Here is a 24977-nt window from a genome sequence, read left to right on the forward strand (position 1 = left end):
CGTCCCCGTCGACGGCCAGGAAACGGTTTTGGCATCTCCGCCACCTGGCGGAGTCCGCTTCCCCCATGTGCCTGGCGCGTCCGGATCGGGGGCCGCTTAGCGTTCGGGGCGCCTGAAGGAGGTTTCAATGCCCACTGAAATGCCCGCTGAGTCGTCTCCCGAGTCATCCACCGATTCACCCTCTGAGTCATCCACTGGGACCGCCACGACTGTGAGCAGGCGCAGAAGCAGGATCCGGACATGGCTGATCGGATCGCTGTGCGGGCTCCTGGTGCTCGCGCTCACCGCAGGGGTGGCGCTGGCCGTCATCATCCGAGCCCCTTTGCCGCAGTACGACGGCACGATCACATTGGCCGGCCCCACCGATGAGGTCGCCGTGAGTCGTGACGGCCAGGGCGTCCCGCACATCTACGCCTCCAGCGACCACGACCTGTTCTTCGCCCAGGGGTACGTCCAGGCCCAGGACCGGTTCTTCCAGATGGACGTGCGACGCCACCTGACCGCCGGACGGCTCTCCGAGCTGGTCGGCGAGGCGGGCAAGGAGTCCGACATCTCGATCCGCACCATGGGCTGGCGCCGCGTCGCCGAGCAGGAGTGGGAGCTCCTGTCCGACGAGGCCCGTGGCTTCTACGAGGCCTACGCCGAGGGGGTCAACGCCTACCTCAAGGGGAAGGCCCCCTGGCAGGTGGCCAACGAGTACGCGGTGATGGGCCTGAACCTGCCCATCGAGGATATCGAGCCGTGGAGCGGCATCGACTCGCTGTCCTGGATCAAGGCGATGTCCCAGGGCCTCAGCGGCGCGCACGAGAGTGAAGCCTGGCGCATGAAGATGCTCTCGAAGCTGGGCAGTCCGGCCGCCGTCGAGGAGCTGATCCCGCCAGTTGATGAGAGCGCCCGCAGGCCGATCCTGCTCGACGACGGCTCCGGCAACCTCAGGCCCCGCTCCGAGTACCCCGTCGCCTCACCGCTGCCGATGCTTGAACAGGACGCCGAGGTCGTCGACTGCCCCGGCTCAGCTGATAACTCTGCGCCGGACGAGGCCGCCCCGGCGCCCGGGCCTGACACCGAGGAGGCTGCAGCCGCCACGGCACCCGCAGGCATGAGCGGAGTCTCAGGCGTGCTTCAGGAGGCCCAACGGGCCCTCGACGCCGTTCCGGCCGTCCTGGGTCAGGGGCCGGACATCGGCTCCAACTCCTTCGTCGTCTCCGGCAGCCATACGGCGTCGGGCAAGCCCATCATCGGCAATGATCCGCACCTGGACATCGACTACCCTTCGGTGTGGTCTCAGGTGGGGCTGCACTGCACTGAGCTCGATGACGACTGCACCTTCGACGTCGAAGGCTTCTCCTTCGCAGGGCTGCCGGGCGTCGTCATCGGCCGCAACCCCCAGCTGGCCTGGGCCTTTACCAACCTCCAAGGAGATGCGAGTGACCTGGTGGTTGAGCAGAACGCGGGACCGGACGCCTACCGGCGCGATGGGGCGTGCCTGGCCTACAAGACCCGTACCGAAACGTTCAAGGTGGCCGGTGGTGAGCCCTTCGAGATGGAGGTCCGCGAGTCCGTGCACGGCCCCGTCGTCTCGGGCCTGTTCGCCCCCGACGAGGATCTCGGGCAGCTGCCCGGGGCCACGGGAGACTTCTCGGTGGCCCTGCAATGGACGGCCCTCATGCCGGGCAGGACGGCTGAGGCGTGGTTCGCGCTCAACCGTGCCACCGATGCAACCGAAGTGGCCGCGGTGGCCGCGCTCTTCGCGGACCCGGCGCAGAACATCCTCTTCGCCACCGCCGACGGCGACATCGGCTACCAGGCGCCCGGCCTGTACCCGATCAGGCCCATCAAGGCCCCGGCCGACCAGCAGCCCTCCATGGCTCACGGCCCCGACAACCTGGGGGCGGATGGGCGCTGGCCCCGGCCCGGGTGGGACTCCGGCTACGACTGGCAGGGCTTCTACGCGCCGCAGGATATGCCGGCGGCGCTCAACCCGCCCGATGGCATCATCACCCCCGCCAACCAGCCGGTCACCCCGCAGGATGCGGGCCCGTACCTCGGTCTTGGAGGCTATGCCCAGGGGTACCGGTCGCAGCAGATGCACGACTACCTGGCCGGCGCGGCGGCGCAGGGTCCGATCACGGTGGAGCAGGCCTCCCGGGCCATGCTGCTCGACCACTCCTCCCAGGCCGATGAACTGGCCCCGGCCCTGACTGGTGTGGAACTGACCTCCCCGAGGCTGGGGGAGCTCCAGCAGGTGCTCGCGTCCTGGTACGCCGACGGCGCCCACATGGCCACCGACTCGCAGGGCGCCGCGATCATGGCGGCGGTCTACTCCCACCTGGCGCACGCCGCTCTCAGCGATGAGCTGGGAGATGAGTACCCGACCGATCCCCGGCTGCTGGGAAAGCTGGTTGCCGACCTGGACAACCCCCTGTGGGATGACACGGCCACACCGGAGGTGGAGGACGCCTCGGTGATCATGCAGCGCGCCTGGGCGGAGGCCGACGCCGATCTCACCGCGCAGATGGGCGAGGACCACGGGGCCTGGACCTGGGGTGGCATCCACGTGAAGAAACCCACCCATCAGTTGCTCGGCGGCGAGGGCCTGCCCTGGATCGCGCGGAAGTACTTCAACGCATCCCCACAGCCGGTGGGAGGAGCCGGCGACATCCCCAACGCCACATGGTTCGATCCGGTAGTCAAGGATGGCCGAGTGGATTACCAGGTGATCAGCGGCGCCTCGATGCGCATGAGCGTCGATATGGCCGACGTCGATAACGCACGCTGGGTGATCTCCTCGGGGTCGTCAGGGCATCCGTGGTCCCCTCACGTCAATGACCAGTTCGAGGACTGGGCCGAGGGGCGGATGCGCCCGTGGCCGTTCCGCCGTGAGAGCGTCGAGGCAGCTGCATCGCACACGCTGAGGCTGCGCCCCGCCTGAACCGAAGTGATCTCCACCCGTTGCCCGGCCATCAGGCGGTAGCCTTTTCAGATTCTGATTCCGGGATTCGATCACCTTCTGGAGGAGACATGACCGATTTACCTCACGAGGCGGAGCTGGTGGGGCGTGAACCCATTTTCCACCACCGCGAGCTGATCTGGGATGAGCAGTCCTTCGATGAGCAGGTAGCCGAGGATTTCAGTGAGATCGGCGCATCAGGGACGTGTTACGAACGCTCGGAGGTCAAGGGAATCGTGCTAGGGCGCCTGGCGGGAACGCATCTCGATTCTCTTCCGACCGGTTACAGGATCGAGGATGCGCATGTCGTCCCACTGGGGGCCGGTGTCGTCCAGGTGCGTTACACCCTGCACGGCCAGGGGCGGGTGACACGCCGCTCAACCGTCTACCGTCATGAGGAGTCCGGATGGAAGGCGGTCTTCCATCAGGGCACGGTTGTCCAGGGCGCCGAGCCCTCACTCCCGGACCGCGGAGCATGAGAGCACTACGGCCTGCACAGGGCACATCGTCGACAGCCCGGCTCTGGTGTCGGCGCGGCGCATTGAGGGCGCCAGGTGTCCAAAACGGAGGAGATCAGCCTGAGCACCATGCAGCGCGACACCGAAGCACACCGGAAAAACAGCGAAATCACGCCAAAAACACTAGGCCATCGCATGGTTTCTTGGAGCTACCCGGGCCACCGAGGCTTTAATCCCCTCCGTTTTGGACACATGCGGCCCGAAGTGGGGGGTGTCGGTCCGAAGCAGGGGGCCTGAGGCAGGGGTTCCGTGACGCAGGCGGGTGGCGGGAGTCCCGCCCCTTCGGTCTTCGCCGCGAGGCGTCCAGGGCGCGGTCGGCGGCGGGTCGTGAATGACCAAGCCTCACATCCCCTCGATATCCCCTCGCTATCCCTACTTCCCGGGATGGCCCGACCCGACCAGATCGACGATATCGGGGAAGCGCGCCGCCAGTGCCCGATCGAAGGTGGTCAGGCGGCCGCCATGGTGGCGGGCCAGGGAGGCGAGGTAGGAGTCGGTCACCTGGCGGTGCCCCCGCACGGTGGCCAGGTCGCAGTCCGCATAGGGGAGAACATCGGGCCAGAACCGCCATCGGGGCATCTCATGGACGCGGCGCAGCGCGTATTGCACCTGGGCGGCGCGGTGCCCGATCCGCACCGCATAACGGGTGAAGGCTCCCTCAACCACGGAATCAGAAGCGATCAAGTCCTCTTCCGCCAGCTCGGACATCCAGGACTCGGCCGCCTTGTGGTGCTCGTGATCAGGGATGAGCAGGGCGATCAAGACGTTGGCGTCAACCAGGTGGGTGCTCATTCGCTCTCCGCCAGGAAATCAGCGACCTCACCAGCGGTAATGGGCCGTCCTGAGCGCAGCTGGGGGAGGCCGGTGACGGGACTGGTGCTGATCCTCTCATCGGGGTCCTCGACCTCGGACTGCTCGAGTCCCAGGGCGGTCAACTCACTGATCATGGATGACAGCGAGATCCCGCGAGCCGCCGCGGTCCTGGAGACCCGGTGGTGCAGGGCCGGAGGGAGGTCAACCGTGGTGCGCATGATGCGAGGTTAGTGCATCACTCAGTGATGCACTAACCTCGCATCGGCCCTGCTCTGTGGAACGACCTGCGCCATGGCTCAACCGGGCCCGTCGCCGACCGGTTGCCGACGGCGGACGCGCAGCACGTACCATGTGCCCGTGCTGCACAGACTCTCCACCTCCTTCATCCGCACCCTGCGCGAGGACCCTGCCGACGCCGAGGTCGCCAGCCACCGGCTCCTGGTGCGCGCCTGCTACATCCGCCGCGCCGCGCCCGGCGTCTACACCTGGCTGCCGCTGGGGCTGCGCACCCTGCGCAAGATCGAGGAGGTCGTGCGCGAGGAGATGGACGCCATCGGCGCCCAGGAGGTCCATTTCCCGGCACTGCTGTCAGCCGACCCCTACAAGGCGAGCGGGCGCTGGGAGCAGTACGGCCCCACCCTGTTCACCCTCACCGATCGCAAGGACAACGACTACCTCCTGGCCCCCACCCACGAGGAGATGTTCACCCTCCTGGTCAAGGACATGTACTCCTCGTACAAGGATCTGCCGGCGATCATCTACCAGATCCAGACCAAGTACCGCGATGAGGCGCGTCCGCGCGCCGGCCTCATCCGCGGCCGCGAGTTCGTCATGAAGGACTCCTACTCCTTCGACATGGACGAGGCGGGTCTGGACGCCTCCTATCAGCTTCACCGCGATGCCTATGAGCGGATCTTCGCCCGTCTGGGGCTGGACTACATTCCGGTCAACGCCATGGCCGGCGCCATGGGCGGGTCCCACTCCGAGGAATTCCTCCACCCCTCGCCGATCGGCGAGGACACCTTCGTGCGCTCGGCCGGCGGTTACGCAGCCAACGCCGAGGCCGTCGTCACCGTCCCCCCCGAGCCCGTGGACGCCGGCGCCGAGCCGTCCGCGCGCGTCGTCGACACCCCCGACACCCCCACCATCGAGACTCTTGTGGCGCTGTGCAACGAGCGCTACCCCCGTGAGGACGGCCGGGCGTGGACCGCCGCGGACACCCTCAAGAACGTCGTCGTCACCCTGACCCACCCGGACGGCTCCAAGGAGCTGCTCGTCGTGGGCCTGCCCGGGGACCGCGAGGTCGACATGAAGCGTCTCGAGGCCGCCGTCGCCCCGGCCGAGGTCGAGATGGCGGCCGACGAGGACTTCGAGGGTCACCCCGAGCTCGTGCGCGGCTACATCGGCCCCACCGCCATCGGCCCCAACTCGCCCCACCGTCGCGTCGAGACCGATGAGGACGGCGTCGAGCGCCTCACCGGCTCCGTGCGCTATCTGCTCGACCCCCGCATCGTGGACGGCACCAGCTGGGTCACCGGCGCCAACGAGCCCAAGAAGCATGTGCTCCACCTGGTCAAGGGCCGCGACTTCAACGCAGACGGCACGATCGAGGCCGCCGAGATCCGCGCCGGGGATCCGGCCCCCGATGGCTCCGGCCCCCTGGAGCTGGCCCGCGGCATCGAGATCGGGCACATCTTCGCCCTGGGGCGAAAGTACTCCGAAGCACTGGGGCTGAGCGTCCTGGATGAGAACGGCAAGGCGCGCGTGGTCACCATGGGCTCCTACGGCATCGGCGTCTCCCGCGTCATGGCGGCGCTGGCCGAGGCCAACCACGACGAGCACGGCCTGGCCTGGCCCATCCGAGTCGCCCCCTACCACGTCCAGATCCTGGCCACCGGCAAGGACGACGCCGTCTTCGAGACCGCCGACGCTCTGGCGCGAGCACTGGACGCCGAGGGCATTGAGGTCCTCTACGACGACCGTCGCAAGGTCTCCGCCGGCGTGAAGTTCGCCGACTCCGAGCTGCTGGGCATGCCCTACACCGTCGTCGTCGGGCGCGACCTGGCCAGGCAGGGCACGGTCGAGATCCGCGACCGCCGCAGCGGCGAGCGCTTCAGTGTGCTCGCAGGAGCCGCCGCCGAGGAGCTCGCCGACCTCCTGCGCGAGGCCCTCGCGCGCTCCTGAGGGGCGGTGCCACGGCCAGGGGCCCGCAACCATGACCAAACCATGACCATGGAGCGTCCGCTCGCCTCCTGGCGTCTGGGCGTTCCGCTGCGCGGCTATCAGGCCGACCTCCTGGCCCGCGTGAGTCCCGACGACGGCGCGGCCCTCCACCTGGTCGCCCCGCCCGGCGCCGGCAAGACCGTGCTCGGCCTGGCCCTGGCCGCCCGCAACGGGCGCCGCGCCCTGGTCCTGACGCCGACCACCGTCATCCGCGCCCAGTGGGCGGAGCAGGCCGCCCGGTTCCTGCGCACCTCCGATGGCGCTGCGCCCGCGGTCGCCGACCGCATTCCCGGCGCCGGGGAGGAGCCCGCGGACCTGACCGTCCTGACCTACCAGGCGCTGTCGGTGGTGGACAGCACGACCCCGTGGGAGGCGGCCGCCCGCAGCCGCTGGTTGGACGACCTGGTGAGCGATGGGCGCACCCCGGCCCGGGCCGGCGCCTGGCTCAGCGCCTTGGCCGCCGACAACCCCGCCGCCTACGCGCGCGGCCTGCGCTCGCGCGCCGCCACCGTCCGCGCCCGCATCGACGAGCTCGACGATGACGCCGTCGCCGCGCTGCTGGCCCCCGGGGCGCGCGAGCGCCTGGACGCGCTCATCGACGCCGGCACGGCCACGATCGTCCTGGACGAGTGCCACCATCTGCGCGCCCACTGGGCCGTCGTCGTCCACTACCTGCGCCGCCGCCTCGCCGCCGCGGGTGCGGCGCCCACCCTGATCGGACTGACCGCCACCGAGCCCAGCAGCGAGGACCGCTCCTGGCGTCGCTACCGGGCCCTGCTGGGCGATGTCGATGCCGAGGTGCCCGTCCCCGCGGTCGTGCGGTCCGGCCACCTGGCCCCCTACCGGCCCTTGGCCTGGTTCGCCCTGCCCACGCCCGAGGAGACCTCATTCCTGACCACCGCCGGGGCCGAGCTGCGCCACCGCATCGCCCAGTACCTTCTCGCGCCCGACGGCATCGACTACCTCCTGGGCCTGGTCGCGCCGGGACTGGGAACCGACGCGCTCGTGCCGGTGTCCGACGCCCCGGCGGGCGGCGGCCCTCGCTCCGGCCGGCCGCTCGCCCCCGACGATCCGCTGCTGGTGCGCGCCCTGGCTGCAGGCTTCGACGACGACCCGGGCCTCGCCGCAGCGGCCGGGGCTCTCCTGCGCCGCACGCACGATTACACCCCGACCCCGCTCAGCGCGCTCGTCGTTCCACTCCTGCCCGAGGTCGATGCCCTTGACGCCGCCGAGGAGCTGAGGCTGCTCGCCCGTTACGCCCTGGACCGCCTTCTGACCGATCCCGCCCGCCGCAACGAGTGGGACGACATGCGCCAGGCCCTGCGCGGCTTCGGGCTGCACGTGACCGACTCCGGGATCCGCACCGGCCGCTCGCCCCTGGATGTCATCACCGCCGCCTCCCGGGCCAAGGACGCCGCCGTCATCGACATTCTGCGCCATGAGCTGGAGGCTCTGGGGGAGCGGCTTCGGGCCGTGGTCGTCACCGACGCCGCCGAGCGCTCCGCGCCCCATCGGGCCCTTGACGTCCTCGTGGGTGTCGACGGGGCCGGCAGCGCCGACGCCGCGGGCGGCGCGGTGCGCTGCTTCAACGCGATCCTGGCCGATACGGCCTTGCGCGGCCTGCACCCGATCCTGCTCACCTCCTCCCACCTGCGCCTGGCCCACGGCGACGACGAGCTTCTGGAGCACCTGCGCGCATGCACCGGCCTGGAGCTGCCCGCCCGCGACGACGGCTGGTCGCTGTCCGCGACCGGCGGCGGCGTGGGCAGTGCGGACCTCGTGCTCGCGGTGAGCGGGCTCGTCGCCTCCGGTGCCGTGCGCCTGGTCGTCGGCACGCGCGGACTGCTCGGGGAGGGGTGGGACTGCCCGGCCGTCAACACCCTGGTGGATCTGACGACCGTCACCACGTCCACGGCCGTTCAACAGCTGCGGGGACGCACGCTCCGCCTGGATCCGGCCTGGCCCGGCAAGGTCGCCCACAACTGGTCCGTCGCCTGCCTGGTGCCTGCCGGCTCCGGGCTGCGATCCACCACGGATCTCGATCGCCTGCGCCGCAAGGCCGATCGCCTGTGGGCTGTTGTTCTGCCCGACCCCGATGCCAGTGGCGATTCGGGCCCCGGGCCGGGGGCGCCGGTGATCGAGACCGGATTGGCCGGCGTCCTGCTCCCCGCCCAGCGCCGTGCCCTGGACCGTGTCGAGGCCGGTGCGACGCGCGAGGACATCGCCGCCCTCAACACCGCGACTGTGACCACGCTCGGTGATCGACAGGCCGAGGGGAGCCGCTGGTCGGTCGGCGCCTCCGGCGGAGCTTCACCGATGACGGCGAATGCGTCGAGCACGTCGAGCACGCTGCACGGGGCGGGGCGCGCCCTGGAGGTCGTCCGGATCCGCGCGCGCGGCGGCCTGCTGCGCCACGGCACCCCGACGGCCTTCTGGACCGGTGCCGCCCGTGCAGTCCTGGCCGCCATGGGCGAGCACGACGATGCCGTCGGGTCGGAGGCGAGTGGTCTGAGCGGTCTGCTCGTCCTGACGGACAATGAGCGGGCCGGCATCGGCGGTGCGCGCATAGCCGATACCGTGGTTCTCGGACTGGACGGCGTCAGCGGCGCACTGAGCACGCGCTTCGCCGACGCCCTGGCCGAGCTGTTGGCCCCGCCGCGGCGCCGGCCCCGTTTCGTGCTGGAGGCGGCGCCCCTGACGCTGGCCCGGCCCGGGCGGCCCGACCTGGGGCCCGTGCGCCGGATGCTCGGACGCGTGGCGTCTCTCGGAGTCTGGGGAGCGGGGCGCAGCCTGCATCTGCCCGTGCCCACGTCGCTGGCGGCCTCGCGGGTCGCCATGACCGCGTTCGCGCAGGCCTGGAGCCGGTACGTCGGTCCGTGCCGGGTGCGCCTGGTGCGCGATGCCGATGATGCAGCGGCGCTGCTGGCCAGCCGAGGCGGAGGCGGGCGCCGGCGCGTCACCGTGCGGCGCGCTCGTCGCTGGATCGAGGCCTCGGAGCCTCGGACGACTAGATGATGACTGGGTGAGGATGTCCGCTCTCGGGAGGAGCCGAGGCCGGTGAGGCGGCGTCGGGCTGATCGACCGGCAGGGCCGACCTGATCGACCGGCGAGGCCGGACCGATCAGGCGGAGGCGTATCCGGGCAGGGCCTCGTCCACCGTGGCGCCCCACGCCTGCGCCCGCAGGCTCGCGTCGGCGGCCGCGTTGATGGCCAGGGTGGTCGCCGCGCCGCCATTCGCACCCACGCCGGCGACCTCCGCGTCGACGACGGTGGTCCAGGCCGAGCGCGCCCAGGTCACATCGAGCGAGGCGTCGTCCGCCGCCTGCTCCGGAGGCGCGTAGGCGGACAGGCGGGTGTCCTGCCCCCCGAGCGCAAGCGAGTCCGAGACGAGGCCGTTGGCGTAGGCGGCGTCCTCGATCGCACGGGCGCGCTGGTCGTCGGCTGCGCGCGCCGCCACCTCCTGGAACGCATAGCGCGCCGCGTCGTAGGCCTGCAGCACCGTTCCCGGCATGGGCGCATCTGCGGGGGTTGTCCGTCCGGGGATATCGACCGAGTCGGGATTGAGCGACCTCGCCCCCAGCAGCCAGGCCACGGCCAGGGAGGCGTACAGGCGCGCGTCGGCGTCCTCGGAGGCCTGGGAGGCCGCCGCCGATGCCTGCGTCGCGCCCTCGGTCAGCATTGTCACCAGCTCCTCGGATGAGGCGGTGGGGTTCGGAGTGGGAATCGGCGAGGCGGTGGGATAGCCCGAGGGTGCGCCCGTGGCCCACGGCTCCCAGACCCCGCCGAGGGCGTCGAGCTGCGCGCGCCCGGAGTCGGCCAGATGCCCGGCGCTCCCGGTTCCGTCGGCACCGCTGCCGGCGACGACGTCGGCGGTCGAGGCGATGAGGGAGGCGCGTCGCGCCAGCGAATCGCGAGTCGATTCGGATGCCGGTGGCATCGGCAGCGAGTCGGGCGCGCCGGTGCCCAGGCGGATATCGCAGCCGGTGGTCAGGGCCAGCGCAATGGCCGCGGCGCCCACCCCGCCGCCGCGCAGTGCATGCCGTCGCGACAGGAGCCCGCCTGCGCTCGTGCGGACCGGTGCGGGGCCTGAGGAGGGGGAGGTCGATCGCATCACGCAGCGATCCTCCCACGGAGATCCTCCCACGGACGAGTAGCATGAGATTCTGAGATTCATTGACCATGATCACCGAGGTTCCCGCAGCGGCCCTGACCGGCCTGCGGGAGGAAGCACGACCGGGAGGATCCGCCCATGGCCGACGCGATTGCACGCAGACTCACCGAGCTGCTCACCCCCGTCGTCGAGGGCGCCGGGGCCTTTCTCGAGGGCATCAAGACGACTCGGGCCGGGAAGTACTCCACCGTGCGGGTTCTGGTCGACCTCCCCGATGGACCCGGAGAGCTGGGCCTGGACGCGCTGACCGAGGTCTCCCGCGCCGTGTCGGCGGCCCTCGACGAGGCGGACCCGGTCAAGGGTCGGTACACCTTGGAGGTCTCGACTCCCGGCGCGGAGCGCGAGCTGAGCACCCCGCGTCATTTCCGCCGTGCGGTGGGGCACGACGTCGAGCTGACGGTGGAGGACACTGAGGGCGCTGAAGACACTGAGGACACTGAGGGCGCTGAGGAAGCGGGAAACACCGAGAGCACGGAGGGCGACGGCGCTGAGGCTGGGCTCACCCGGCTGACCGGCACCGTCGCGGCCGCCGACGACGACTCGGTCACCCTCCGGATCGACGGCCATGAACGCGTCGTGTCGCTGGACGACATCCGGCAGGCGCGTATGGTCGTCATCTTCTGATTCTTCCGAACCTTCCGACTTCATGAACCATCGGCCCGGTCCCGACCGCGGCCACGGGCGGCCCGCCCGGCGCACCGCCCAGACGAGAGAGGACCTGAGGAACCATGGACATCAATATGCCGGAGCTGCGAGGAGCGGCTGACGAACTCGGCATTGATCTGGACACCCTTCTGCCCGCCATTGAGGACGCCATCCTGGGTGCCTATACCAAGGTTCCCGGAGCGATCCGCGGCGCCCATGTCGAGATCGACAGAAGGACCGGTCACATGACCGTTCTCGCCCCCGAGGTCGATGAGGAGGATCAGCCCACGGGGGAGTACTTCGACGACACCCCTGACGACTTCGGGCGCATCGCCCAGGCCACGGCCCGCTCCGTCATCGTCCAGCGCATCCAGGACCGGCGCGACTTCGAGGTGCTGGGCACCTTCAAGGACAAGTCCGGCGAGCTCATCTCCGGCGTGGTCGAGCAGGGGCGGGACCCGCGCGTGGTCTACGTGCGCCTGGATGAGGAGCACGAGGGGATCATGCCTCCGCATGAGCAGGTGCCCGGCGAGCGCTACCGGCACGGCGACCGCATACGCGCCTACGTCACGGAGGTCTCGCGCGGTTCGAAGGGCGCGCAGATCATCCTGTCGCGCACCCACCCCGGTCTGGTGCGCAAGCTCTTCGAGCGGGAGGTCCCCGAGCTCGCCTCCGGCGATGTCGAGATCGTCTCGGTCGCCAGGGAGGCCGGGCACCGCTCCAAGATGGCGGTGCGCTCGCGGGTGCGCGGTGTGGGCGCCAAGGGCGCCTGCATCGGTCCGATGGGTCAGCGGGTGCGCGCGGTCATGGCGGAGCTGGGCGGGGAGAAGATCGACATCGTCGACTATTCCGAGGATCCGGCGCGCTTCGTCGCGAACGCCCTGTCCCCGGCACGGGTCTCGTCGGTGACGGTGCTCGACGCGGAGGAGCGCACCGCGCGCGCTGTGGTCCCCGACTTCCAGCTCTCCCTGGCCATCGGCAAGGAGGGGCAGAACGCCCGTCTGGCCGCGCGCCTGACCGGTTGGAAGATCGATATCCACGCCGACGCCGAGTCCGGCGAGGTCGCTCCGGGTTACAGCTCGCGCGCCGACGACGTGACTGGTCCCTCAACTCCGAGTGCTCAGGACTGAGGCGGCCCAGGGCCTGACAACGGTAGACTCTCGCCGGGTCTGTCCATGGGCCGTCCGTCTCCCTCGGTGAGCCGGTGCGCTTGGCCGACAGGCCCGAGCAGCGAGCGGAGGACGTGGAGGGACCGGAGGGACGCAGCGTGTCGGTGCCAATGACGATGCATGTGCCCGAGCGCAGTTGCATCGGCTGCCGGAACAGGGCCCCCCGGGCACAGCTTCTGCGCCTGGTCAGGGGCGGAGGCGGTCAGCTGATGGTCGACGAGCGGGCGGTCATGCCCGGACGCGGCGCATGGATTCATCCCGACTCCGCGTGCTTCGCTCTCGCGGAGCGCAAGCGCGTCTTCGGACGCGCGTTGCGAACCAGTGGGTCACCCGATGTGACCCCCGTGCGCGACTGGATCGCCTCTTACGAGGCGGGTCGGGTCGGGCGCGACGCACCGGTTCCTCGCGGGACCGGCACGACCGATAGCAAAGGCGGGTAGGAAGCTGATGGGCACCCGATGAGTACCCGGCGATGAGCTGCCTCTAGAAGCGCCCACCCTGATCCGGGGTGGGCAACCGGACAGGAGAAAAGTGGCTAAACCACGCGTTCATGAGCTCGCGAAAGAGCTCGACCCCTCTGGCAAGAAGATCACCTCGAAGATGATTCTGGCCTGGCTCAAGGACCAAGGAGAGTTCGTCAAGGCGGCCTCCTCGGCGGTGGAGCCCCCCGTCGCTCGCAGAGTCCGCGAGCACTTCGCCTCTCAGGCCGCCTCGGCCCAGGGCGGCTCCTCCAAGCCCGCGTCGGCGGCGTCGGCGACGCCCAAGCCGCGTCCGGGCAAGCCCGCGGCTCCCAAGCCGGGGGGCGCACGACCGGCGGCCCCGCCCCAGGGCGCATCCGGGCCCGCTGGGTCCACTGCGTCCTCTGCGTCTGGATCCGCCGGGTCCGCTGCCCCCGCACCGTCGAAGCCGTCGAAGCCGGAGTCCCAAGCACCTCATCCGGCAGCGCCCGCAGCGCCGAAGGCTCCCAAACCCGCTCCCCGTCCCGGTGGTGGCGGGGGCAGTCCGACTCCGGCGGCTCCGAAGCCCAAGCCGGCGGCCGAGAACAAGAGCGCCGAGAGCAAGAGCAATGCGCCGACGCCCGGCCCGCGTCGCGGGTCCGCGCCGACTCCCGGTCCGCGTCCCGGCGCGCCGCGTCCGGGCAACAACCCCTATGCCTCCTCCCAGGGCATGCCCCGCCCCGGCGGTCGTGGACGCGATCGCACGGGCCAGGGCGGTCCGCGTCCCGGCGGCCCGCGTCCGGGCAACAACCCCTATGCCTCCTCCCAGGGCATGCCCCGCCCCGGCGGTTCGAGCGGGCAGCGTCCCGGCGGTCGGTCCGGTGCGGGGCCTCGTCCCGGCGGTGGTCGTCCGCAGGGCGGTGCCGGAGGCCCCCGTCCGCAGGGGGCACCGCGTCCAGGAGGGCCTCGCCCGAACCCGGGCATGATGCCGGGGCACTCCTCCGTCCGCGCGCCCGGCGCCCCGCCCGTCGCGGCCAGGCGGCCGACCGGCGGCCGTCCCGGCGGAGGCCGCGGCGGCTCCGGCGGCGGTGGTCCCCGCAGTGGCGGCGGCTTCGGCGGCGGGCCTCGCGGTGGACGCGGTGGCCGCGGTTCCACGCAGGGCGCTTTCGGACGCGGCGGTGGAGCTCCTCGCGGGCGCAAGTCCAGGCGCGCGAAGCGCCAGGAGTTCGAGCAGCAGAGTGCGCCGTCGATCGGCGGCGTGATCGTTCCGCGCGGTGATGGCTCGACCCCGATCCGGGTGCGCCAGGGTGCGACGCTGACGGACCTGGCGGAGAAGATCAACGCCAATCCCGCGGCCCTGGTCACCGTGCTCTTCCACCTGGGCGAGATGGCCACGGCCACCCAGTCCCTTGATGAGGACACCTTCTCCCTGCTGGGCGCCGAGTTGGGCTACAACGTCCAGATCGTCTCGCCCGAGGACGAGGACCGCGAGCTGCTGGAGTCCTTCGACATCGACCTGGAGGCCGAGGAGGCCGGCCAGGACGACACCGATCTGCTCCCGCGCCCGCCCGTGGTCACCGTGATGGGACACGTCGACCACGGTAAGACCAAGCTGCTGGACGCCATCCGCTCCACAGACGTGGTCGCCGGCGAGGCCGGTGGCATCACCCAGTCCATCGGCGCCTACCAGGTGCGCGTGGACTTGAACGACGAGATCCGCCCGATCACCTTCATCGATACCCCCGGTCACGAAGCCTTCACGGCCATGCGCGCCCGCGGTGCCGAGGTCACGGACATCGCGATCCTCGTGGTGGCCGCCGATGACGGCGTCATGCCGCAGACCGTTGAGGCGCTCAACCACGCCCAGGCCGCGAATGTGCCGATCGTGGTGGCCATCAACAAGATCGACAAGGAGGGCGCCAACTCGGAGAAGATCCGCGGGCAGCTCACCGAATACGGTCTGGTGCCCGAGGAGTACGGCGGCGACACCATGTTCGTCGAGATCTCGGCCAAGCAGCGTCTCAACATCGACGCCCTGCTGGAGGCCGTCCTGCTGACGGCCGATGCGGCGCTGGATCTGCGCGCCAATCCCGATACGGACGCCCGTGGTGTCACCATTGAGGCCAAGCTCGATCGGGGCCGCGGAGCCGTTACGACGGTTCTGGTCGAGCGCGGCACGCTGCGCGTCGGCGACCCGATCGTCGCCGGCAGCGCTTACGGGCGCGTGCGCGCCATGTTCGACGAGCACGGCGATTCTCTGGATGAGGTGAGCCCGGCGCGGCCGGCGCTCGTCCTGGGGCTGACCAGCGTGCCGAGCGCCGGCGACTCCTTCATCGTCGCCCCCGACGACCGCACGGCCCGCCAGATCGCGGACAAGCGCGAGGCGGCCGAGCGTGCCGCCCTGCTGGCCAAGCGCCGCAAGCGCGTGTCCCTGGAGAACCTCAGCGACGTCCTCAAGGAGGGCAAGGTCGACACCCTCAACCTTATCCTCAAGGGCGACAGCTCCGGTGCGGTCGAGGCCCTGGAGGACTCCCTGCTCAAGATCGACGTCGGCGAGGAGGTGGCACTGCGCGTCATCCACCGCGGCGTCGGCGCAATCACGCAGAACGACGTCAACCTGGCCACGGTGGACTCCGCCGTCATCATCGGCTTCAACGTGCGCCCCGCGGAGCGGGTGGCCGAGCTTGCCGATCGCGAGGGCGTCGACATGAAGTTCTACTCGGTCATCTACAACGCGATCGAGGACGTCGAGTCCGCCATGAAGGGCATGCTCAAGCCCATCTACGAGGAGGTCGAGCTCGGCACCGCGGAGATCCGCCAGATCTTCCGCTCCTCGAAGTTCGGCTCGATCGCCGGTTCGATCGTCCGCTCCGGGACGATCAAGCGCGGCACGAAGGCGCGCCTCGTGCGTGATGGGGTGGTCGTGGCCGGCGACCTCGCCATCGAGACCCTGCGCCGTGAGAAGGACGACGTCACCGAGGTCCGCGAGGGCTACGAGTGCGGTATCAACCTGGGCTTCAAGGACATCGCCGAGGGCGACGTCATCGAGACCTGGGAGATGCGCGAGAAGCCGCGCGACTGAGCGCGACCGCGTTCATCGATGGTGGCCGGCCACCCCGCACTCGGGTGGCCGGCCACCATCATCAGTGATGGGCTCGTGTCGACTGTCTTACGAGGGTGATCCAGTGCCGTGAGGACGTCAAATGCGCGCGTTGACGTCCTGGTACCCGGAGTCCTCGCGGGTCCCGCCCATGCCGTCGCCGACCTCGCTGTAGTGACGGATCAACGTCACCGACCGGACCCACTTGATCATCTTGTAGCCGTGGCTCGTCTCGCAGCGCAGGCGCAGTGGAGCGCCGAACATGCCCGACAGCGGCTCGTCATTGCGGTCCCAGGCCAGAATCGTGTCATCCTCAAGGGCCATGTCCAGAGACAGGCACGTGTAGTACGGCTCGACCGGGCGTCCGTCGTGCATGCTCTGGGCCATGCCGAAGGACTCGAACATCACCCATCCGGCCTCGGGATCGATCTGACCGACCTGCTCGAGCAGGTCTCTCACACGGATCCCCGTCCACTTGGCGATACCCGTCCATCCCTGCATGCAGGTGTGCATGGTGATCTGTGACTGGCTGGAGATCGCCTTGAGCTCCGCCAGGGAGAAGGATGCCGGTGCCGAGACCATGCCACCCACCTCGAGGCGGAAGTCGGTGAAGTCGTTAGCCGCCAGCTTCTGGTACTCCGGGGACTCCTCCCGTGAGGGGGTGCGGGTGTTGACCCAGTGGAACTTGGAGATGTCCTTCTCCGTCCATGGCTTCTTGGCCGCCTGCTGCGAGGTGAAACGGTCCACCGTGACACGGCGGATTCCCCGCGTGGCGTCCCACAGGATCCGTTGGCTGCGGCGAGTGTCCGTCAGCGTCCAGTAGGACATGGCGATCCACAGCGCCACAACGACGACGATCGTCACGATCACGGTGACGTAGGCCTGGCCCACCCGGTTGGGGTCGTAGGAGCCGAAGACGAGGTGGGTGAGGTTATGAGGAGCGTGAACGATGAACACCAGACCCACGTGGACGACGGCGAAGGCCAGGTAGGTGAACATGCCGATCAGGTGCAGGGAGCGGGCGGCTTGGCGTCCACCGAATATCTTGGCGTACCAGGGGAAGCGCCCGACGACGGCCGGAGACATGACCGGGCCCGTCACGATCATTAGCGGGGCGGCGATGAAGACGATGAAGAAGTACCCCAGCTGCTGAAGGCTGTCGTAGGGGGTGAAGTCGCACAGGGACGGGGTGCGCAGGTGCGCGTAGGTCAGTAATGAGTCCCAGGCGTCGGGCAGGATCCGCCAGGTGGTCGGAACCAGGCGCTGCCACGCCCCGGTACCCACGAGGAAGGCGACATACACGACGCCGTTGAGCAGCCAGAAGCTCGTGGCTACTCCGTGCCAGGCACGTCCTAACCCGATCTTGGCCCGGCCGGGCAGCGAGATGAGTGGGGAGAGGTCGCGCTGGTCGTCCCGAGCGGTGAAAGCGCCCTCCTCGAGGGGCACCTTGTCCTTGGTGAACCGGATCCACTCGGAGCCGGGCTCGCACTGGTCCTTGAAGTAGAAGCGCGGGTGCGAGGCGATGATCTCGATACCTGAGCGGATGAGGACGCCCATGAGGAGAAAGTTGATGAAGTGGGTGACGCGCAGCCACAGTGGAAAGGTCTCGGTGTCGACGCACTGCTGGGCGACATCGTTGGCGGTCTGTGCGGCTAGAGGCAGAAGGGACATCGTCGTGCCTAACAAAACGGGATGAAAACACTTGCCGTACAAATAATTGTACTGCTGATTATCGGTTTTATGCAGGGCTTTGTGACGGCATGTCTTGATCAACTCTGTGGCGCGAGAGCGTCCAGTCAAGAATGCCTTACCTAAATAGCAAAGTATGTCGTTGTTAAAATGATCGACACCTCGGTCGTCGGTCGATTCGACGCATTGAATATACATGGTTTAGATCTGATGAAATGGGGCCGATCGGTCGGTGGGTTTGCGGAGTAGTCCCGGATTGCTCCGTAAGTGGACAGTGAGGTGCTTGTACGGTGGCTGCCAGACGCGGAAGACATCCGCCGTCTCCTGAGATACACGGAGGTACTCTCATGTCATCCGCTGCCACGGCTGAGGAGGCGACCTCCCGACGCGCTCGCCTCATTGGCAAGGGGTGGATCCAGGGCGTCGCCCTGGTCATGCTCTTCGGATTCACTGTCATGAGCCTGCTGGCCTATCGCACCTACACGAACTCCATGCCTCAGCCGGAGAGGGTTGTCACCGAGAGCGGCGAGACCCTCTTCACGACGCAGGACATCACCGAAGGGCAGAAGCTCTTCCAGGCCAGAGGCCTCATGGAGTACGGCTCCATCCTGGGGCACGGCGGCTACCTCGGCCCCGACTTCACCGCCGAGTACCTCCGCATGGAGGCCACGAGCGTCAAGGAGCAGCTCGCCTCCCAGGGCGTCGACGATCCGGCCGCCGCCACCAAGGAGATGCTGCGGACCAACCGCTACGATCCCTCCACGGGGACCCTGGTGTGGACCGATGAGCAGGTCAAGGCCTACAACGACGCCGTCGGTCACTACACCAAGATGTTCGGGCCCGATGCTCACAGCCATGGTCTTAAACCGGATCTCATCACTGATCCCGTCCAGGTCAAGCAGGTGACGGCCTTCTTCGGCTGGACCGCCTGGGGCTCGTCTGCGCAGCGCCCAGGTCACGACTACTCGTACACGAACAACTGGCCCCCGGAGTCCCTGGTCGGCAACGCGCCCACGGGAGACCTCATGATCTGGTCGGTCCTGTCGCTGATCGTCCTCATCGGCGGAACCGGGGTCATGTTCGCCATCTACGGCCGCTGGAGCCAGAAGATCGGCTGGCACTCGGAGGAGGCCCCGGCCCTGTCCTTCCGACAACCCGAGGAGATCGGACTGACCAAGTCGCAGAGGGTGGTGGCCTGGTACATCTTCACCATCGCCGCCCTGCTCCTCGTGCAGACGCTCCTGGGCGCCCTGGCCGAGCACTACCGGGCTGACGTGCTGTCCTTCTTCGGCCTCGACCTGGGCAGGCTCCTGCCCTTCTCACTGGCCCGCACCTGGCACGTCCAGCTCTCCTTGTTCTGGACCGCCATCGGGCTGCTCGCGGCCGGCCTGTTCCTGACGCCTTTCATCGCCAGGCGCGAGCCGAGGAGGCAGCACGTCCTGGTATGGACCCTGTTCATCGCGGCCACGGTCGTCGTCGTTCTGTCCTGCCTGGCCGAGGGGGCCAGCCAGCACGGTCTGAGCTGGGCCAAGGGGCCGCTGTTCTCCCAGCAGTGGGAGTACCTCGACCTGCCCTTCGTCTTCCAGGTCCTGCTCACCGTGGCCCTGTTCGTCTGGGTGTTCATCATCTGGCGCGCCATGCGCCGGCGCCTGAGCAACGAGCACGTGGCCAACATGCCCTGGCTGTTCATGTTCGCCGCGCTGGCGATCCCGGCCTTCTACGCCGTGGGGATGATGGCCCGCACCGGTACCCATGTCACCGTCGCCGAGTTCTGGCGCTTCTGGGTAGTGCACCTGTGGGTCGAGGACTTCCTCGAGCTGTTCACCACTGTCATGGTCGCCTACGTGTTCGTCCTCCTGGGCGTCGTCCGGGAGAGGATCGCGCTGGGCATCATCTTCATGGACATCATCCTGTACTCCGCAGGCGGCGTCATCGGGACCATGCACCACCTCTACTTCTCCGGCACACCGGTGGAGCACATGGCCCTGGGCGCCTTCTTCTCGGCCGCCGAGGTGATCCCCCTGACCTTCCTGACGGTGGAGGCCTGGGCCTTCATGCAGCTGGGCGCCAACCGTCACGGCAAGGAGGCGGGGCCCTTCCCGCACCGCTGGGCCGTCATGTTCCTCATGGCCGTCGGCTTCTGGAACTTCCTGGGTGCCGGTGTCTTCGGCTTCCTGGTCAACCTGCCCATCGTGTCCTACTACGAGATCGGCACCGCGCTGACGGCCAACCACGCCCACGCCTCCATGATGGGGGTCTACGGCTTCATGGCGCTGGCACTGGGAATGTTCGCCCTGCGCTACCTGATACCGGCCGACAAGTGGCCCGAGAAGCTCGCCAAGACCTCCTTCTGGAGCCTCAACATCGGCCTGGCCTGGATGTGCTTCGCCACCCTGCTGCCGCTGGGCATCCTCCAGCTGCGCTACTCGGTGGGCACTGGCTACTTCGAGGCCCGCCAGCTCACCTACGTCACCAACTCGGTCAACACGATCATCGAGTGGGGACGGATGCCCGGAGACCTCATCTTCATCATCGGCGGAGTCCTGCCCTACCTCTACATCGCCTTCCTGGGACTGAGGAACTGGCGTCGCGGACGGACGGTGGACACCTTCGCCGAGGACGCCCTCTACGAGGAGATCAAGGGCGGGCGCAAGGCTTGGCGCGGCGAGCGCGCGGAACTGAACGACTGATGGGCGCTCCCGATCTGAGCGTGTGGCTCGTCGCCGCCTACGCGCTCATCATGCTGGCCGCCGCGTGGGTCGTGGACGTCCTCGGTTCACGCAGCGCCCGGCACTCGATGTCCTGGCGTCACGCGGACTTCGTCTACCACGACGACGTCGACGGATGGAGGTGCCACGAGGACCAGTGGCTGTGGCCCACGGCCTTCGACCCGGACAAACGCGTCATCCGCTACGAGGGCGCCCACGCGATCTGCGGGCGCTGTCCGTCCAAGGACAGCTGTTCACCCACTCCTGGCCCGCGGGAGATCACCCGGCCCATCGACCCGTGGCCCTACTCCGACGCTGGACGCTTCCACCGTGGCGTGGGCCTGGTCATCGCCTGTGTCGGTGTCTTCATTCCGATGCTGCTCATGATGGCCTTTCACGCCACCGGTGACCTCATCGTCCTGGGCACAACAACCGTCATCGTCATCGTCACCGGAGTCCTGCCACTGGCCCGCCACCTGTGGAGCACTCCTGACAACGCACCGGCACACCTGCCCCACGTCGGCTCCCAGGAGTACCGGGAGGCCGAGGAGTCCCGTCGCTTGGCGGCGATCGCCTCAGCCGGACCCGTGCCGGTGACGATCGGCTCACGCCCCTCGGGCTACCGCTCGGTGCGCGAGGCGGCCGAGGCGATCGCCGCCGCTCAGGCGCGTGCGGCGGCGTCGGGGCGGCCCGTGCACGTCTCCTTCGTCGCCGAGTCCGACGGCGTCGGGAAGGCGGATGGCGGGACTGCCGCCTCCGCAGAGCCCGAGCTGCGCCGTGTCACCGCCCTGCGCACCCGCAGACGAGTACCGGTCGCCGGTGCCGAGCTCGGCTCGGACGGTGTTCGTGATGGTGCCCGTGGTGGAGCTCGGCGCTCATGGTCCTCGGCGTGGAACGAGGCCACCGACACCACAACCGGATGATCCGGCCCCACCACTGAGCCGCTTCGACTCACCCTCCTGAAGGACCCTCCATGACTACTCTCACCACCGCCATCGTGGCCCTGGCCGTCCTCGTCCTACTCGCCCTGGCACTATCTCTCAAGATCATCACCCAGTACGAGCGGGGCATCGTCTTCAGGCTGGGGCGACTACGACCCGTCTACGAACCCGGTCTGCATCTGGTCGTCCCCTTCCTCGACCGCCTGGTGCGGGTCGACACCCGAGTGGTCACCCTGACCATCCCGCCCCAGGAGGTCATCACTGAGGACAATGTGCCGGCGCGTGTCAACGCCGTCGTCCTGTTCAACGTCACCGACCCTGTCAAAGCCGTCATGGCAGTGGAGAACTACGCGATCGCCACCTCCCAGATCGCGCAGACCACGTTGAGATCCGTCCTCGGCCGGGTCGACCTGGACACCGTGCTCGCCCACCGCAGCGCCCTGAACGCCGACCTGCGCGACATCATCGAGAAGCTCACCGAGCCCTGGGGTGTGGAGGTCAGCGTCGTCGAGATCAAGGACGTGGAGATCCCCGAGCAGATGCAGCGGGCCATGGCCCGCGGTGCCGAGGCCGAGCGCGAGCGCCGCGCCAAGATCATCAATGCCCGCGGTGAGCTCCAGGCCTCCGAGGAGCTGCGCCAGGCGGCGGACACACTCTCCAAGTCCCCGGCCTCCCTCCAGCTGCGCTACCTGCAGACCCTTCTGGAACTCGGCGCCGACCAGAACTCCACGGTTGTCTTCCCTTTGCCGATGGACATCATCGGCCCGCTCCTGGAGCGCTTCGGCTCCCAGGTCGCTCTGCCGGACGCTGACGAGGACGAGGACGGCGAATGAGCTGGCGCACCGCGTCACCGATGAAGACCGCAACCGCCGCCCACACCAGCACCATGGCCGCCCAGCGGGCCGGCAGGATCCGCTCATGGAAGGCGCCCCAGGCCAGCAGGAACTGGATGGTCGGCGCGATGTACTGACTCATCCCCACCACCGACAACGGCACCCGCCTGGTCCCTGCGGCGAAGAGCAGCAGGGGCACGGCCGTGACCGGGCCGGCCACCACGAGCAGAGCCATGATCTGCCAGCCCTGGCCGGGGGCCTGCCAGACCGACTGCCCCTGCCAGGCCATGTGACCCAGGTAGGCGAGCGCGAGGGGAGACACGACGGCGCTCTCCACCGCAAGCCCGCTCAGAGCGTCCACCTCGGGGCCGATCCTCTTCTTGACCAGTCCGTACAGGGCGAAGGAGAAGGCCAGTACCAGGGAGATCCACGGCAACGAGCCCTGGAGCACCACCAGGAGGGCCACGGCGACGCCCGCCAGCGCGATCGAGACCCGGTGCGCCGGCCGCAGGCGCTCGCGCAGCGCCAGCGATGCCAGTGCCACCGTCACCAGCGGGTTGATGAAGTAGCCCAGGGCCGCGTCGGCCGTGCGTGCGGTGTTGACGCCGTAGACGTAGACGAGCCAGTTGACCGACACCAGGAGTCCGCAGGCGGTCAGCGCCCCCAGCAGTCGGGGCGTGCGGCAGACGCGGGTAAGGCTTGCCCAACGGCGGCGCGCGACGATGAGCGTCAGACAGGTGCCCAGGGTCCACACGATCCGGTGACCGATGATCTCCACACTGCCGGCCGCGGACAACAGGTGGAAGTAGAGAGGGAAGGCGCCCCAGAGGGTGTAGCAGCCGATGACCAGGGCCATCCCGGTACCGTCAAGCACCCCGGAGGCCGACGCGGGCCCCCGGGCGCCTGCCGGAGAGCCCGGCGTCGCGGAGGCTTCAGGTTCCAAGGAGGATGCACTGGGGGAGGAGCTCATTGTGATCTGTTCCTGATCCGTTCGCGCTCGGGGATGGCGGCGGTGGCCGCGTCGCTGCTCCGCGTAGCATAGTGAGGCGCACTGGACTGCCTCGGAAGGTCTCGCTCTTTCGCGGGCGAGGACGGCGCGCCGAGATCGGTCCCGATCGCTCAGTCCTGGGCCTCACAGACCCGGCCCCCGCACGTGAAGGAGCCCCGCCATGGCCGACGCCGCCCGCGCCCGCAAGGTCGCCGACCGCATTCATGAGACCGTCGCCCGCCTCCTTCAGGGGCGTATCAAGGATCCGCGCCTGGGTTTCGTCACCGTCACCGACGTCCGTGTCACCGGCGACCTGCAGCAGGCGACCATCTTCTACACCGTCTACGGCAGCGATGAGGAGCGCGAGGAGACGGCCAAGGCGCTGCGCTCAGCCAAGGGGCTGATCCGCTCCGAGGTCGGTCGGGCCCTCGGCATCCGCCTGACGCCCTCGCTGACTTTCCAGCTCGACGCCCTGCCCACACAGGCCAAGTCCTTCGACGACGCCTTGGCGCGGGCCCGTGCCAAGGACGAGGAGATCGCTCGCGCCCACGCGGGCGCCTCCTACGCCGGTGAGGAGGACCCCTACAGGCACGACGACGAGCCCGACGACGAGGCCGATGACGGGGCCGACGCCTTCGATGCCGCCGGCGCCGACGAGGCGGAGGCGTGAGCTCGGCTCGCCCCAGTACGCCTCGAGGGGCCGTGGCGGCTCGCGACGGCATTGTCCTGATCGACAAGCCGGCAGGGCTGACCAGCCATGACGTCGTCGCCCGCACACGGCGCCTGGCCGCCACTCGCAAGGTCGGGCATGCGGGCACTCTCGATCCGATGGCCACCGGTCTCCTGGTGCTGGGCATCGGCCGGGCCACGCGTCTGCTGACCTACCTCGTCGGCGCCGACAAGACCTATGAGGCGACCGTGCGCCTGGGACAGGACACGCTCACCGAGGACGCCGAGGGCGAGGTCACCGCCTCCCTCGGCTGCTCCGCCCCCGCTTCGTGGCCCGGGGGGCAGGCCGCCTTCAACCGACGCCTGGATGATGCGCTGCGCGCCCTGACCGGGCCGATCATGCAGGTTCCCAGTGCCGTGTCCGCCATCAAGATCGACGGCGTGCGCTCCTACAAGCGGGTCCGCGGGGGAGAGGATGTCGCCCTGCCCGCGCGGAGCGTCACCATCCACTCCCTGACACGCGCGGGCGCGCCGGTGGTCGCGCGCGCCGCCGATGGCGCCGGGGCTGTTGATGTTGATGTGGTCGATCTCCCCCTGCACGTGTCGTGCTCCTCGGGCACGTATGTGCGCGCCTTGGCCAGGGACCTCGGCGCCCGGCTCGGCACCGGGGCGCACCTGACGGCGCTGCGCCGCACGAGTGTCGGTCCCTTCGAGGTCTCCCGGGCCCGCGGTCTTGACGACCTGGCCGTCGAGGTGGCCGAGGACGCCGCCCGCCCAGAGCCCGCGGGTCTGGCCACGCTGTCACTGAGTTCGGTGGCTCGGCGCTGCTTCCCCGTCGTCGAGCTCGATGCCGCCGAGTCCGTTGCGATCCGCCATGGCCAGGCGCTGCCCGCGGAGATTCTCGAACGCGCTGTCCGCACGGCCGACGTGCCGCAGGCCGCCGGTACGCAGGATGCCGGCGCCGCTGATGATCATCATGGCGTCACGGCCGGGTTCGCGCCGAATGGTGACGTCGTGGCACTGTTGGCCCGCAAGGGCGGACGCGCGCGTCCCGTCCTGGTGCTCTCACCGGCCTGAGGTGCCCGAGCGGAGCGGATCGCACACTCCTCATGAGGGGTGCACA

General features: G+C 69.2%; 18 protein-coding genes. 13 read left to right on the forward strand and 5 right to left on the reverse strand.

Annotation, left to right across the window (positions count from 1 at the left end; all coding sequences use genetic code 11):
* The first annotated feature begins 127 nt into the window (after positions 1-127).
* The gene (locus tag W5W_RS0107760) at positions 128-2932 is read left to right on the forward strand and encodes a penicillin acylase family protein (RefSeq protein WP_238533288.1); all 2805 of its coding nucleotides are present in this window, start codon (positions 128-130) and stop codon (positions 2930-2932) included.
* Between the two features lie 89 nt (positions 2933-3021).
* Complete coding sequence (locus tag W5W_RS0107765; protein ID WP_017194995.1) at positions 3022-3429, forward strand: DUF4440 domain-containing protein; 408 nt, start codon at positions 3022-3024, stop codon at positions 3427-3429.
* 411 nt (positions 3430-3840) lie between these two features.
* Here W5W_RS0107765 and W5W_RS0107770 read toward each other — a convergent pair whose 3' ends face one another.
* Entirely contained in the window at positions 3841-4260 is a 420-nt protein-coding gene (locus W5W_RS0107770; protein ID WP_017194996.1) for a TA system VapC family ribonuclease toxin, read from the reverse strand.
* On the reverse strand, positions 4257-4499 hold the full coding sequence (locus tag W5W_RS0107775; protein ID WP_017194997.1) for a hypothetical protein: 243 nt from the start codon (positions 4497-4499) through the stop codon (positions 4257-4259). The genes W5W_RS0107770 and W5W_RS0107775 overlap by 4 nt, the downstream gene beginning before the upstream one ends.
* Before the next feature lie 139 nt (positions 4500-4638).
* On the opposite strand from W5W_RS0107775, the gene W5W_RS0107780 reads away from it, so the two are divergent.
* Together W5W_RS0107780 and W5W_RS0107785 are read left to right on the forward strand one after the other, a co-directional pair.
* A complete protein-coding gene (locus tag W5W_RS0107780; protein ID WP_017194998.1) occupies positions 4639-6465 on the forward strand; it encodes a proline--tRNA ligase in 1827 nt (608 codons plus the stop codon).
* Positions 6466-6507: 42 nt separating this feature from the next.
* The gene (locus W5W_RS0107785) at positions 6508-9519 is read left to right on the forward strand and encodes a DEAD/DEAH box helicase family protein (protein WP_017194999.1); all 3012 of its coding nucleotides are present in this window, start codon (positions 6508-6510) and stop codon (positions 9517-9519) included.
* Positions 9520-9625: 106 nt separating this feature from the next.
* Here the strand turns inward: W5W_RS0107785 and W5W_RS0107790 are convergent, their stop codons facing one another.
* Positions 9626-10615: a hypothetical protein gene (locus tag W5W_RS0107790; protein ID WP_238533312.1), complete on the reverse strand. Its 990-nt coding sequence runs from the start codon at positions 10613-10615 to the stop codon at positions 9626-9628.
* 138 nt (positions 10616-10753) lie between these two features.
* Here W5W_RS0107790 and W5W_RS0107795 point away from each other — a divergent pair, with 138 nt between their 5' ends.
* The 4 genes from W5W_RS0107795 to infB all read left to right on the forward strand — a co-directional run bounded on the left by W5W_RS0107795 (position 10754) and on the right by infB (position 16008).
* Positions 10754-11299 carry a ribosome maturation factor RimP gene (locus W5W_RS0107795; RefSeq protein WP_017195001.1) on the forward strand — a complete coding sequence of 182 codons (546 nt, stop codon included), beginning with the start codon at positions 10754-10756 and terminating at the stop codon, positions 11297-11299.
* Positions 11300-11403: 104 nt separating this feature from the next.
* On the forward strand, positions 11404-12450 hold the full coding sequence (gene nusA / locus W5W_RS0107800) for a transcription termination factor NusA (RefSeq protein WP_008733266.1): 1047 nt from the start codon (positions 11404-11406) through the stop codon (positions 12448-12450).
* Positions 12451-12605: 155 nt separating this feature from the next.
* Positions 12606-12929 carry a YlxR family protein gene (locus W5W_RS0107805; protein ID WP_238533313.1) on the forward strand — a complete coding sequence of 108 codons (324 nt, stop codon included), beginning with the start codon at positions 12606-12608 and terminating at the stop codon, positions 12927-12929.
* A 91-nt stretch (positions 12930-13020) separates the two neighbouring features.
* The gene (gene infB / locus W5W_RS0107810) at positions 13021-16008 is read left to right on the forward strand and encodes a translation initiation factor IF-2 (protein WP_029574167.1); all 2988 of its coding nucleotides are present in this window, start codon (positions 13021-13023) and stop codon (positions 16006-16008) included.
* A gap of 117 nt (positions 16009-16125) precedes the next feature.
* Here infB and W5W_RS0107815 read toward each other — a convergent pair whose 3' ends face one another.
* Complete coding sequence (locus W5W_RS0107815; RefSeq protein WP_017195004.1) at positions 16126-17697, reverse strand: molybdopterin-dependent oxidoreductase; 1572 nt, start codon at positions 17695-17697, stop codon at positions 16126-16128.
* A 365-nt stretch (positions 17698-18062) separates the two neighbouring features.
* Between W5W_RS0107815 and W5W_RS0107820 the strand changes: the two genes are divergently transcribed.
* The 3 genes from W5W_RS0107820 to W5W_RS0107830 are packed head-to-tail and all read left to right on the forward strand — an operon-like array spanning position 18063 to position 22197.
* Positions 18063-20405 carry a nitric-oxide reductase large subunit gene (locus tag W5W_RS0107820; protein WP_017195005.1) on the forward strand — a complete coding sequence of 781 codons (2343 nt, stop codon included), beginning with the start codon at positions 18063-18065 and terminating at the stop codon, positions 20403-20405.
* Entirely contained in the window at positions 20405-21346 is a 942-nt protein-coding gene (locus W5W_RS0107825) for a hypothetical protein (RefSeq protein ID WP_017195006.1), read from the forward strand. Before W5W_RS0107820 ends, W5W_RS0107825 begins: the two co-directional genes overlap by 1 nt.
* A 50-nt stretch (positions 21347-21396) precedes the next feature.
* Positions 21397-22197 carry a slipin family protein gene (locus W5W_RS0107830; RefSeq protein WP_017195007.1) on the forward strand — a complete coding sequence of 267 codons (801 nt, stop codon included), beginning with the start codon at positions 21397-21399 and terminating at the stop codon, positions 22195-22197.
* Here the strand turns inward: W5W_RS0107830 and rarD are convergent.
* Complete coding sequence (rarD, locus tag W5W_RS0107835) at positions 22121-23167, reverse strand: EamA family transporter RarD (protein WP_029574168.1); 1047 nt, start codon at positions 23165-23167, stop codon at positions 22121-22123. The genes W5W_RS0107830 and rarD overlap by 77 nt on opposite strands.
* Positions 23168-23366: 199 nt before the next feature.
* Here rarD and rbfA point away from each other — a divergent pair, with 199 nt between their 5' ends.
* A complete protein-coding gene (gene rbfA / locus W5W_RS0107840; RefSeq protein WP_017195009.1) occupies positions 23367-23855 on the forward strand; it encodes a 30S ribosome-binding factor RbfA in 489 nt (162 codons plus the stop codon).
* Complete coding sequence (gene truB / locus W5W_RS0107845; RefSeq protein ID WP_029574169.1) at positions 23852-24931, forward strand: tRNA pseudouridine(55) synthase TruB; 1080 nt, start codon at positions 23852-23854, stop codon at positions 24929-24931. The genes rbfA and truB overlap by 4 nt, the downstream gene beginning before the upstream one ends.
* The last annotated feature ends 46 nt before the right edge of the window (positions 24932-24977 follow it).

The organism is Actinomyces massiliensis 4401292 (assembly GCF_000269805.1).
Taxonomy (GTDB): domain Bacteria; phylum Actinomycetota; class Actinomycetes; order Actinomycetales; family Actinomycetaceae; genus Actinomyces; species Actinomyces massiliensis.

Excerpts from the sequence above, each read along its gene's own strand:
- W5W_RS0107760 (WP_238533288.1), top strand. The coding sequence starts at position 128 with ATGCCCACTGAAATGCCCGCTGAGTCGTCTCCCGAGTCATCCACCGAT.
- W5W_RS0107765 (WP_017194995.1), top strand. The coding sequence starts at position 3,022 with ATGACCGATTTACCTCACGAGGCGGAGCTGGTGGGGCGTGAACCCATT.
- W5W_RS0107770 (WP_017194996.1), bottom strand. The coding sequence starts at position 4,260 with ATGAGCACCCACCTGGTTGACGCCAACGTCTTGATCGCCCTGCTCATC.
- W5W_RS0107775 (WP_017194997.1), bottom strand. The coding sequence starts at position 4,499 with ATGCGCACCACGGTTGACCTCCCTCCGGCCCTGCACCACCGGGTCTCC.
- W5W_RS0107785 (WP_017194999.1), top strand. The coding sequence starts at position 6,508 with ATGACCATGGAGCGTCCGCTCGCCTCCTGGCGTCTGGGCGTTCCGCTG.
- W5W_RS0107790 (WP_238533312.1), bottom strand. The coding sequence starts at position 10,615 with ATGCGATCGACCTCCCCCTCCTCAGGCCCCGCACCGGTCCGCACGAGC.
- W5W_RS0107795 (WP_017195001.1), top strand. The coding sequence starts at position 10,754 with ATGGCCGACGCGATTGCACGCAGACTCACCGAGCTGCTCACCCCCGTC.
- nusA (WP_008733266.1), top strand. The coding sequence starts at position 11,404 with ATGGACATCAATATGCCGGAGCTGCGAGGAGCGGCTGACGAACTCGGC.
- W5W_RS0107805 (WP_238533313.1), top strand. The coding sequence starts at position 12,606 with ATGCATGTGCCCGAGCGCAGTTGCATCGGCTGCCGGAACAGGGCCCCC.
- W5W_RS0107815 (WP_017195004.1), bottom strand. The coding sequence starts at position 17,697 with ATGTCCCTTCTGCCTCTAGCCGCACAGACCGCCAACGATGTCGCCCAG.
- W5W_RS0107820 (WP_017195005.1), top strand. The coding sequence starts at position 18,063 with ATGTCATCCGCTGCCACGGCTGAGGAGGCGACCTCCCGACGCGCTCGC.
- W5W_RS0107825 (WP_017195006.1), top strand. The coding sequence starts at position 20,405 with ATGGGCGCTCCCGATCTGAGCGTGTGGCTCGTCGCCGCCTACGCGCTC.
- W5W_RS0107830 (WP_017195007.1), top strand. The coding sequence starts at position 21,397 with ATGACTACTCTCACCACCGCCATCGTGGCCCTGGCCGTCCTCGTCCTA.
- rarD (WP_029574168.1), bottom strand. The coding sequence starts at position 23,167 with ATGAGCTCCTCCCCCAGTGCATCCTCCTTGGAACCTGAAGCCTCCGCG.
- rbfA (WP_017195009.1), top strand. The coding sequence starts at position 23,367 with ATGGCCGACGCCGCCCGCGCCCGCAAGGTCGCCGACCGCATTCATGAG.